Raw genomic sequence first — 12,416 nt, 5'->3', positions numbered from 1 at the left:
TTTTGCCTTTGTAAATGATGAGAATGAAATCTATTTTGCCTCCGATGGGCATCCTGGTTTGGGAGGATTGGATGTCTTTATGTCCAAAATAAACGAAGACGGAACTTTCGGTGAAGTCCAAAATGTAGGGGCAGATGTCAATTCTCCTAAAGATGATTTTGCGTATCTGATTGATACAAAATCAAGAAGAGGATTTTTCACTTCAAACAGAGACGGAGGTCAGGGCTATGATGATATTTATAAATTTTTAGAAACGAAAAGACTAATCTGTGAGCAACTTTTATATGGTGAAGTAACAGATTTAACTACTGCAGAAGTACTGCCAAATACTAAAATAACCTTATATGACAGTCAATTTAATTTGGTCAGTACAACTACTTCGGATGAAAAAGGAAACTATTCTTTTACTGTCGAATGTGGAAAAACCTATAATGTCAGAGCAGAAAAAACAGAATACACCACCAAAGAACAAAAAATAACTATTGCTTCAGAAAATGGGAAAACACATTTACCAATCACATTGGAAAAAGCACAATGTAAAGTAACAATTGGTGATGATCTGGGTAAATGCTTTGGTATTAAAATGATTTACTTTGACTTAGACAAATCTAATATTAGAAGTGAAGCTGCTTTAGATCTAGAAAAAATACTAGATGTTTTGCGTCAAAATCCAACGATGAAGCTTGATATACGTTCCCATACAGATAGCAGACAGACCTTCAAATACAATGAAGCCTTATCAGACAGAAGGGCTAAATCCACTATAAATTGGTTAATCAAAAACGGAGTTGAGTCAAGTCGATTGACTGGTAAAGGATATGGTGAAACACAATTAGTAAATAGATGTACCGATGATGTAAAATGCACAGAGGAAGAACACCAACTTAATAGACGTAGCGAATTTATAATCACTGCACTATAAAATATAGTTTTATGTAAAAAATGGCTGACTTATATTAGTCCATAAAATCTTATGAACTAAGCCTCTGAAGTAAAACTTTGGAGGCTTTTTTATTTTAAATACAAAACACTTAAGCAACTATTTTAACTGTTAAAATTAATCCACTTTTTACAATACAAAACCTTTATTGTTTTAATTCAACCTTAAAAAAATTGTTAAAAAAAATTATTTCTATTATTCTCTTTTTATCATTTTTTAACTTCTTTTTATTAATTATTTTTTCTCTTCCTTAACTTTTTTTTATAAATTATTTTGAAATTACTAGGGCATAACTTATTTTACAACTAAATAAATGTTAAAATTTTAGTGTTGAAAATTGTGTTTTTTAATTAAAAATTACATTTCAACGAGTATTTTGGTCACTCGTAGAAAAAAAAAATCAATAGTATTAATTCTTTGTAACTTTGAACGTATATATTAATAGTCTGTTAAATATCCTAAAAAAAACAGCTAATTATTTTACGAGGAAAAGATTCTTTAACCCCAAAAAAGAAAGCTTTCATCCCTGAAAAAATTTAGAAATACATCTAAATTTTTAGAATTTAATTTTGAAGGAATAGATTAACTATTGATTCAAAAAAGTCTTAATTAAAAATATACAGATTAAACTATATTTTAGATGGTTTAAAAAAACAAAAAAGGATAATTACAACACGACATAAAGATTCTTTAACCCCAAAAAAGAAGTCTTTTAGACCGGCAAAAATTTAGAATACACCTAAATTCTAGATTTTGATTTTGATTTTAAAACAGATTTACTGTTAGTTCAAAAAATGCTCATTAAAACTATCAGGTTAAACTACATTTTAAATAGTTAAAAAAAGATAATTACGATCCCAGGAAAAGATTCTTTGACCCCAAAAAAGAAGCCTTTTATACTGAAAAAAAATAGTAATATACCTGAATTTTAGATTTTTGATCATACGAGGAAAAGACTCTTTAACCCCAAATAAGAGCTTTCATCCCTGAAAAAAATTAGAAATACATCTAAATTTTAAAACTTTTATTTAGAAATAAAAAATAATTAATTCAAATTATAGCATGAAAACAGGCAAAAAAATAGCCCATTTTTGCTTTTATTAAATTTTAAAACATATACCTCTCCCCAATACTATTTAGATATAATTAAATACCGCTATACCAGAAAAACAATACCCTAGAATCAATCAGTTTTACAACTAATAAATTAAAATTTGAGCGTATGAATTCAAAAATTACTTTCCATTTACTAGCCTTCTTATTGTTTGGTAGTACTCAATATTCTCAATTCAATGTACAAAAGTATTGGTATACTCTATTTCAGGGTTTCAATCAAGATATTTTATATTATAGTCAAATAATAAACTACTTGAATACCTATTCAATTAGTATTATTTCTAAGCTCTTTAGGCATGAAAGTGCAGCAAGAACTAACCATCCATCAAATTACATAACAACTTTCAAATATGAATTTTGCTATGTATAATCATTTCACTTTCTAACGATTTAAAACAAATCAATATGAAATCAATTTTTACTAATTCGACAAGACTATTTACTATTTTTTTATTAGTTTTTTTAAGTTTTCCAGCAGTAACACTTGCCCAAATAGGTCCTGGTATTGCACCCGTTAGTACGCCCACGGGTGGATTTAATATTGACGGAACACTACTTGCAAATACAGCCACAGGAGATTGGGTCGATGGGACAGGCACTGGCGGTTTTACACTTAATAATTTAGGCGTTCCTTTAAATGCTGGAACTACCTATCATCTGTATGACCCATACAACACCTCTTCAGATAATATATTTGGAGGAGGTGATAAAGTAGGTGACAATCCAAACAGTTGGTCTTGGGTTACCGGTACAGCCAACGATAAAACCGATATGAATAATGCACTTATCCATTTAACTACCGATACAAATGGAAGTGTATGGGTTGTTTTTGCAGCTGACCGTTTGAGCAACAGCGGTAATGCTTATGTGGATTTTGAATTCCTACAAGCACCTATGACTAAAACTGCCAGTGGATTTTCAACCTCAGCTCCTACCTCAACTGGAGGTCGGACGGAAGGAGATTTTTTACTAACTGTTTATTTTGAAAGCGGAATCGCCAAATTTGACATTCAAAGATGGGAGGAAACTTTTAGTGGAAGTGGCGTTTGGGAATACAAAACTTATTTCGCATCCCTGCCTGTACCCACACCCCCAAATCCATCATCAGTCTATGCCGCCGGAAATTCAACCAGTGTCCCTGTACCCTATCCTGCATTTGGTACCACTAGTTATATTCAGAACACATTTATTGAATCGGCAGTAAATCTATCAACTGTTTTAGGCACAATAGACCCCTGTACCAGTCTTAAAATAAAAACTATTTTTGTTAAATCTAAAACTTCTACATCATCATCTGCCGCCATTAAGGACTTTTTTAACCCAGTTGCTGTTGATAACCTTACCCTTGGAAGTGCAGATGCTGGAAATGATGATAGCGTTTGTTCAGGATCATCTTATATGCTTCAAGGAGCTGCTATTCCTAGCAATGGATATCAGGTTATATCTAAAACCTGGTCTGTCTTAAGCGGTTCTGCTACCATAGCGGATCCAACAAATCTCAATTCAAATGTTAGCATTACTGGAAATTCTGCAACATTCCGACTTACAGTAGTTACAGGTCCACTAAGTGGTCCAGGATCACAATGCACGGTATTTGATGATGTAGTGATTACGGTTAATCAACCGTCTGCATGTTCCATTACTGGTCCAGATGGTCCGTTATGTCCTTCCTCTTCCTCTATTATTTATTCATCCCCGGTAAGTGCTTCATATGCGTGGAGTATCTCCGGAAACGGGTCAATAGTTGGAAGTACAAATTCTCAAACTGTTTCAATTACTGCAGGTTCCGGTTGTAATGCAACATTTTTGTTATCGTTGACAATTACAGATGCAAATGGATGCATTTCAACTTGTACAAAAACAGTTACTATTATCGATACTACGGCACCACAAATAAGCACAGCGGCAAGTACATTGAATCATACGCTCCAATGCAATAATACAGCAGGCATAAACGCTGCGTTAGCGGAAGTGCCAGCAGCCACTGATGGTTGTACTGTCGCTCCAACCATACATTTGCTCAGTGATATAACAACTGCAGACGCAAATTGTACTAACGCCTATGTTAGAGTCCGTACGTGGAACTTTAGTGATGCCTGCGGAAATACCAGTGCCAACTTTGTGCAAACAATTACGGTTATTGATACTACAGCACCGCAAATAAGTACCGCTGCAGGTACATTGAACCATACAGTTCAATGCAACAATACTGCAGGTATAAGCGCTGCGTTAGCTGAAGTGCCTACAGCAACTGATAATTGTACATCTGCTCCAATTATAAATGTGGTCAGTGATATAACCACGGCAGATGCAAATTGTTCTAATGCCTATGTTAGAGTCCGTACGTGGAACTTTACTGATGGTTGCGGAAATACCAGTGCCAACTTTGTGCAAACAATTACGGTAATTGATACTACAGCACCACAAATAAGCACTACTGCAGGTACATTGAATCATACCGTTCAATGCAACAATACTACAGGTATAAACGCTGCGTTAGCCGAAGTGCCTACAGCAACTGATAATTGTACTGCGACTCCAAGCATACATGTGGTGAGTGATATAACCACTGCAGATGCAAATTGTTCTAACGCCTATGTTAGAGTCCGTACTTGGAACTTTACTGACGGTTGTGGAAATACCAGTGCCAACTTTGTGCAAACAATTACGGTTATTGATACTACAGCACCACAAATAAGTACTGCTGCAGGTACATTGAATCATACTCTTCAATGCAACAATACTGCAGGTATAAACGCTGCTTTAGCAGAAGTACCTACAGCTACTGATAATTGTACTGCGACTCCAAGCATACATGTGGTGAGTGATATAACAACTGCAGACGCAAATTGTACTAACGCCTATGTTAGAGTCCGTACTTGGAACTTTACTGATGCCTGCGGAAATACCAGTGCCAACTTTGTGCAAACAATTACGGTAATTGATACTACTGCACCACAAATAAGTACTGCTGCAGGTACATTGAATCATACTGTTCAATGCAGCAATACAGCTGGCATAAACGCTGCTTTAGCCGAAGTGCCTACAGCAACTGATAATTGTACTGCGACTCCAAGTATACATGTGGTAAGTGATATAACCACGGCAGATGCAAATTGTACTAACGCCTATGTTAGAGTCCGTACTTGGAACTTTACTGATGGTTGCGGAAATACCAGTGCCAACTTTGTGCAAACAATTACGGTTATTGATACTACAGCACCACAAATAAGCACTACTGCAGGTACATTGAATCATACCGTTCAATGCAACAATACTACAGGTATAAACGCTGCTTTAGCCGAAGTGCCTACAGCAACTGATAATTGTACTGCAACTCCAAGTATACATGTGGTGAGTGATATAACCACTGCAGATGCAAATTGTTCTAACGCCTATGTTAGAGTCCGTACTTGGAACTTTACTGACGGTTGTGGAAATACCAGTGCCAACTTTGTGCAAACAATTACGGTAATTGATACTACCGCACCACAAATAAGTACTGCTGCAGGTACATTGAATCATACTGTTCAATGCAGCAATACTGCCGGAATAAGCACTGCATTGGCTGAAGTGCCTACCGCAACTGATAATTGTACATCTGCTCCAATTATAAATGTGGTCAGTGATATAACCACAGTAGATGCAAATTGTTCTAATGCCTATGTTAGAGTCCGTACGTGGAACTTTACTGATGGTTGTGGAAATACCAGTGCCAACTTTGTGCAAACAATTACGGTAATTGATAACACGAAACCAACCTTCTCTGCTCCTTCCAACATCACAATTTTCAAAGATGCAAACTGCACTTACAATGGATTAGTGGGAATAACAGGAGATGTAACGGACGAAGCCGACAATTGCGACACTACTCTTAACGCAGTATTCACTGATGCAACAGCAAACGGAACATGTATAGGAGAGCAAATCATTTTGCGTACCTGGAGTTTGATTGATGACTGTGGTAACACAACAACACATGTGCAAACTATTACTGTTATAGACAATACTGAACCAGTATTAACTATCCCAGAAAATATAACCGTAGAATGCAATAATTTACCATCATCTGGAACGGTAACGAACGCAACTGCAACAGATAATTGTGACCCTGCACCAATCGTAACTTATCTTGGTGAAGAACGTATCGATGGTAATTGCGTAAGTAATTATTCTTTAAAAAGAACTTGGAAGGCCATAGATGCTTGTGGAAATTCAACAACAAAAACTCAAACAATAAAAGTTCAGGACACTACACCACCAACTTTTATACCTCCAGCTAACATAACACTTATTAGCGATGAAAATTGTTTTGCTGATATCAGTACAACCTCAACTGGAGAAGTAACAAATATGCAAGACTTCTGCGATTCCAATGCAAAAGCTACATTTGTAGACTTAAATTGTTTTGGAAACTCAGATTATACAGCCATAAATACTGGAACTGGTAATTATATCCCATTCACCATTTCAGGTTTTGATGATTTAACGGCTAATAATATCGAAAAACTTACTTTGGCCTTTGAAGCAAATCAAGGAAAAGGCAGAGTAGAATTTACTTTAGTTGCACCAAGTGGTCAGGGTATTGTTTTAGTAGCTCCTTTTTGTTCTGGTGGAAATTGTGATACCGCATCACCAAGTAATCCAGAATTGTATTTACCAGTATTTTATCCCAATAGTGCCGCTTATCCGAAATGGGATAACAGTAATCCTATACCGACTGACATTATTCAAAACTTTACTCCCTACGGAGATCTTTCTTCTACAAATACTATCACTGGTTTAAATTCATATGTAACCAGTTTTGAAGAACTTACTGGTAGTATGAATGGGAATTGGTTTATTTATGCAAGAAAAAATGGAACGGAACTTGGTACTATTTATTTCAAAGAGGTTTGTTTAACGCCTGTTAATTTATGTCCAAATAATAGCGTAGTTGTTCGACACTGGTCTGTTAGTGATGCGTGTGAAAATACAGTTGAATTTAATCAGGTAATTAAAATAGTTGATAAAACTGGGCCAACCTGGATTACGGAAGCTTCAGCTTTAAATACTACTATAGAATGTCTTGATGATGAAGCTTTGACAATTGCTCAGGCAATGTTTCCAATAGCCAAAGACAATTGCGATACCGATGTAACCAATATTTTCAAAAATTGGGGACCATTTATACCTTCTGAAGGTTGTGCCAGTGCTGGTACTTATACTAATACTTGGACTGTAGAAGACGATTGTGGCAACCCTTCGGGAGTCTTTACTCAAGTAATCACTATTGAAGATACTACAAAACCTGTTATTACTGTTGCAGCTTCCAATATAACCGTTGAATGTGATGGTCAAGGCAATCAAAATTCCATTGCGGATTGGTTAGCCAATAACGGAGGAGCAAGCGCTTCTGATAATTGTTCTGCTGTAACCTGGTCCAATGACTTTAATGCACTTGCAAACGATTGTTCGACGGAAGTACCAGTAATTTTCACAGCAAAAGATGCTTGTGGAAATATTTCTTCCACTTCAGCTACATTTAAGGTGCAAGACAGTACTAATCCTATAGCTCCAATAGCTCCTGAAGCGGTAAATGTGGCTTGCGCTGGGGATGTTCCAATCATGACATCACTTACCGCTACTGATAATTGCAGCGGTGAAATCATTGCTCAAGGGATTGATACTATTGTTCAGGGTGACTGTATTAACTCGTTTGTTATTACCAGAACTTGGACTTTTACAGATGCTTGCAGCAATTCATCTTCTTCTTCACAAATTATTAACGTGATTGATAACACGGCACCTGTAATAGCAACACTTCCTGAAGAATCAACTATCTCTTGCCCTATAGCACCTGAGTTCACAACAGCTATTGCAACGGATAATTGCGGTTCTGATGTTAAATTGACTTTTGCAGATGTAACCACTACTGGTGCATGTGCCGGTTCGTATGCTGTAACCAGAACTTGGACAGCAACCGATGCTTGTGGAAATGCCTCGACAGCTTCTCAAACTATCAATGTTCAGGATATAACTGCTCCGGTTATTGCTGTATTGCCTGAAGCTTCAACTGTATCTTGTCCTGCAGTACCTGAGTTCGCTCAAGCTTCGGCAACTGATGCGTGTGGATCTGATTTCCAATTGACTTTTGTAGATATCACTACAAACGGTCAATGTGCCGGTTCGTATGCTGTAACAAGAACTTGGACCGCAACCGATGCGTGTGGAAATACCGCAACAGCTTCTCAAACCATTAATGTAAGTGATACAACTGCACCGATTATCGCTGCATTGCCTGAAGCTTCAACTATATCTTGTCCTGCACTACCGGAATTCGCTCAAGCTTCGGCAACCGATGCGTGTGGTTCTGATTTTCAATTGACTTTTGCAGACGTCACTACAAATGGTGCATGTCCTGGTTCCTATTCAGTAACAAGAACTTGGACCGCTACCGATGCTTGTGGAAATGCCGCTACAGCTGCGCAAACAATCAATGTTCAAGATACAACTGCACCGACTATCGCTGCATTGCCTGAAGCTTCAACTATTTCTTGTCCTGCTGTACCTGAGTTCGCTCAAGCTTCAGCTAGCGACGGATGCGGATCGGCTTTTACTTTGACATTTAACGACGTAACTACAAACGGTGTTTGTGCCAGTTCCTATTCTGTAACCAGAACCTGGACTGCTACCGATGCATGTGGAAATGCTTCTACAGCTTCTCAAACTATTAATGCAACTGATATAACTGCTCCCGTTATTGCTGCATTGCCTGAAGCTTCAACCATTTCATGCCCTGCAATACCTACGTTCGCTACGGCTACTGCTACAGATAATTGTGGTCTCGCTGTGACTTTGACTTTTACAGATGTAACCACAAATAGTGCATGTGCCAGCTCCTATTCTGTAACCAGAACCTGGAATGCTACCGATACTTGTGGAAATACTTCAACGGCATCTCAAACCATTAACGTAAATGATACAACTGCTCCGGTTATTGCCGCATTACCTCCTGCTTCAACTATATCTTGCCCTGGGATACCAGAGTTCGCGCAAGCCATTGCTACTGATGCGTGTGGTTCGGCTGTAACTTTGACTTTTGCAGACGTAACTACAAATGGTCAGTGTGCCGGTTCCTATTCTGTAACAAGAACGTGGACCGCAACCGATACTTGTGGAAATGCTTCAACAGCTGCACAAACAATTAGCATTCAAGATACAACGGGACCTACAACGACAACCGAGTTTAGTGCAACCATCGATGTTGGTTGTGATGCGATTCCTGCCAAACCTGAACTTGTATTTGCCGACAATTGCTCCGCAGTTTCTCCTGCAGTATTTACAGAGAATATTATTAACAGAACCCAAAATTCTTATTCAATTGTTAGAGAATGGAATGTTGCTGATGCTTGCGGAAATCCATCAAAATTTGTTCAGATACTAAATATAACTGTCGCCAATGGTGGAGTAGCAATAGTAAGTTCAGCCTGTAATGCAGACTCATCAACCGTTGATCTAAATAGTTTATTACCTCAGGGTACTGCAACAAACGGAACATGGACCTGGACAGATGCAGTTAATGCTACTGCATTACAAGGCAGTATCTTCTCCCCTATAGATATACCTGTTGGTGACTATGTTTTTGAATATAGAATCAGTGGTGGGGATTGCCCTCTAAGTTTAATAGTAAATATGAATGTAAACTTTGATTGCAAAGTGTTGGGATGTGGAACAATAGTAGTTCACAATGCCTTTTCACCAAATGGAGATGGAATCAATGAAAATTTCATAATCGATAATATCGATGATAACATCTGTTACCCGGATAACACCGTTGAAATTTACAACCGTTGGGGTGTGTTGGTTTTTGAAACTAGTGGTTATAACAATACCAGCAAAGCGTTCAAAGGTATCTCTGAAGGTAGATCGACCATTAGTCAATCTTCTGGTTTACCTACTGGCACCTACTATTATATCTTGAACTACACTTCATTTGATAACACCGGAAACACGCTAACCAATAAAAAAGACGGGTATTTATACCTTACTAAAAACTAAAATTGCAGTACCTGAGGACTTTATGTCCTCAGGTTAATAATGAGAATAGCAATAGCCCTATTTCCTGAATGATAAACAGTAATACAATTTATCAACTGACCTGCCGGATTCTTATAAATGAATTCGATAGATAATTAAAATAATAAATATCTATTATGAAAACAAAATTATTTTCTATCGTTTTGATGTTTACAGCCATTGTAAGTTTTGCCCAACAAGATGCTCAATTTACGCAATACATGTACAACACAATAAATATTAATCCTGCTTATGCAGGATCTAGAGGTGCCTTGAGTATTTTTGCATTACATCGTACACAATGGGTAGGACTTGATGGAGCGCCGGTTACTAATGCAGTCTCTATGAATACTCCATTAAACGCAAATAATTTGGGATTAGGAATATCGATTATAAATGATAAAATTGGTCCTACTCATGAGAATACCATCTCTGCTGATTTATCGTACACCATTCCTACTTCAGAGACTTTTAAACTTTCCTTTGGAATTAAAGCAACTGCAAATTTATTTGATTTGGATGTAACGCGATTAAATCCTGTTGACGATGATCCTAGCTTGCATGATTACAATAATAAATTCTCACCAAATATCGGTGCCGGAGTCTATTTACATTCAAACAAGGCTTATGTGGGGTTCTCGATTCCTAATTTTATTGAATCCAATCGTTATGATGACAATGAAGTGGCTATTTTTAAAGAAAAAATTAATTACTACCTGATTGCAGGCTACGTATTTGATCTGAACAATTCCATTAAATTCAAGCCTGCAGTTCTCACCAAAATGGTTGAAGGCGCACCGCTTCAGGTGGATGTATCCGGGAATTTTATGTTCAGTGAAAAATTTGTGATTGGACTAGCTTACAGGTGGAGTGCTGCGATGAGTGCAATGGTTGGTTTTCAGGCTACTGAAGGTTTGTATATAGGATATGGATATGACTTTGAAACGACCAATTTAGACAACTATAATTCCGGTTCACATGAAATTTTCCTGCGATATGAATTATTCAGCAATAACAAAAAAATTACAACTCCAAGATTCTTCTAAAACAAGTATTATGAAAAACTACATATTCCTTTACTCAGCAATACTAATTATTTTTTCTTTAAAGGGATATGCTCAAAATTCAAAATTTTATGTAACCGATAAAATAAATGATAAATATGCTTACGTAGATGTAATAAAAACTTATGAAAGGGTCGCAGGAAAAGGTTATAAATCAGTAGATCTGTTTAAAAAAATAGGCGATTCTTATTTTTTCAACACAGAGTTGGAAAAAGCAGCTGGATGGTATTGTGAATTATTTGAAATGAATACCACCGATTTAGAACCGGAATATTATTATCAATATGCAACTTCTTTGAAATTTATTGGTCAACAGGATAAAGCCAACGAAATACTAGAGAAATTGAAACAAAAAGCAGAGACTCTGGCAAAGAAAAAAAATCAAAATTAAAGATAGAATCACAACACCAAAATTCTTTTAAAAACAATTATTATGAAAAATAATCTACTTCTTTACATAACTATAGTAAGTGTTTTTTCTTTTAACATTTATTCCCAAAAAACGAAGCTGGCTGTGGCTGATATAAAATATGACAACTATGCTTATGTTGACGCCATAAAAACCTACGAAAGGGTTGCCGAAAAAGGATATAAATCTGCTGATATGTTTAAAAAACTAGGCAATGCCTATTATTTTAATGCAGACCTGGATAAAGCGGCTAAATGGTATGGTGAGCTATTTGCCATGGATACGGCTGGTTTAGAACCGGAATATTACTACCGTTATGCGCAGTCTTTGAGATCAATTGGCGAAAATGACAAGGCCAATGAGATGTTGGAGCTATTTAATCAAAAAGCGGGAAATGATATACGAGGAAAGCTTTTCAAAAAAAACACCAATTACTTAGCGGCTATAAAAGCTAATTCTGGAAGATACCAAGTGGAAGATGCGGGGATTAACTCGAAATATTCCGACTATGGAACAGCCCTGTATTCCAACAAAATTGTGTTCGCATCAGCACGAGACACCGGAAGCTTAGGACAGCGAAAACACAAATGGACCAATCAGTATTTTACAAATTTATACACTGCTGATTTAGGAGATAACATGGCTCCAGGTGCAGCTCAAAAGTTTGATAAAAATATAAATTCGAAGTTCCATGAATCTACTCCTGCTTTTACAAAAGATGGAAAAACCATGTATTTCACGCGAAACAATTATATGGATGGTAAAAAAGGAAAAGATGGTAATAATATCACTTTAATAAAAATATACAAAGCCACTTTAGAAAATGACA

The 12,416-nt window shown here is 36.7% G+C and carries 4 protein-coding genes and 1 pseudogene; all 5 read left to right on the top strand.

The features are described from left to right. Positions 1–922: OmpA family protein (locus tag ACNQGN_RS18685; protein WP_417989340.1), on the top strand; the 922-nt coding region annotated here is incomplete at its 5' end. Between the two features lie 1,539 nt (positions 923–2,461). Further along, positions 2,462–10,096 carry an HYR-like domain-containing protein gene (locus ACNQGN_RS18680; RefSeq protein ID WP_417989339.1) on the top strand — a complete coding sequence of 2,545 codons (7,635 nt, stop codon included), beginning with the start codon at positions 2,462–2,464 and terminating at the stop codon, positions 10,094–10,096. Positions 10,097–10,251: 155 nt separating this feature from the next. Continuing rightward, positions 10,252–11,160 carry a PorP/SprF family type IX secretion system membrane protein gene (locus ACNQGN_RS18675; protein WP_417989338.1) on the top strand — a complete coding sequence of 303 codons (909 nt, stop codon included), beginning with the start codon at positions 10,252–10,254 and terminating at the stop codon, positions 11,158–11,160. A 10-nt stretch (positions 11,161–11,170) separates the two neighbouring features. Beyond that, positions 11,171–11,569: a flagellar motor protein MotB gene (locus ACNQGN_RS18670; protein ID WP_417989337.1), complete on the top strand. Its 399-nt coding sequence runs from the start codon at positions 11,171–11,173 to the stop codon at positions 11,567–11,569. Positions 11,570–11,611: 42 nt separating this feature from the next. After that, positions 11,612–12,416: pseudogene (locus tag ACNQGN_RS18665) on the top strand (OmpA family protein); the annotation flags it as partial.

This window comes from Flavobacterium rhamnosi, from assembly GCF_048286515.1.
GTDB lineage: Bacteria > Bacteroidota > Bacteroidia > Flavobacteriales > Flavobacteriaceae > Flavobacterium.
The sequence above is the reverse complement of the archived record's forward strand: the minus strand, read 5'-3'. Positions and strand labels throughout refer to the sequence as shown.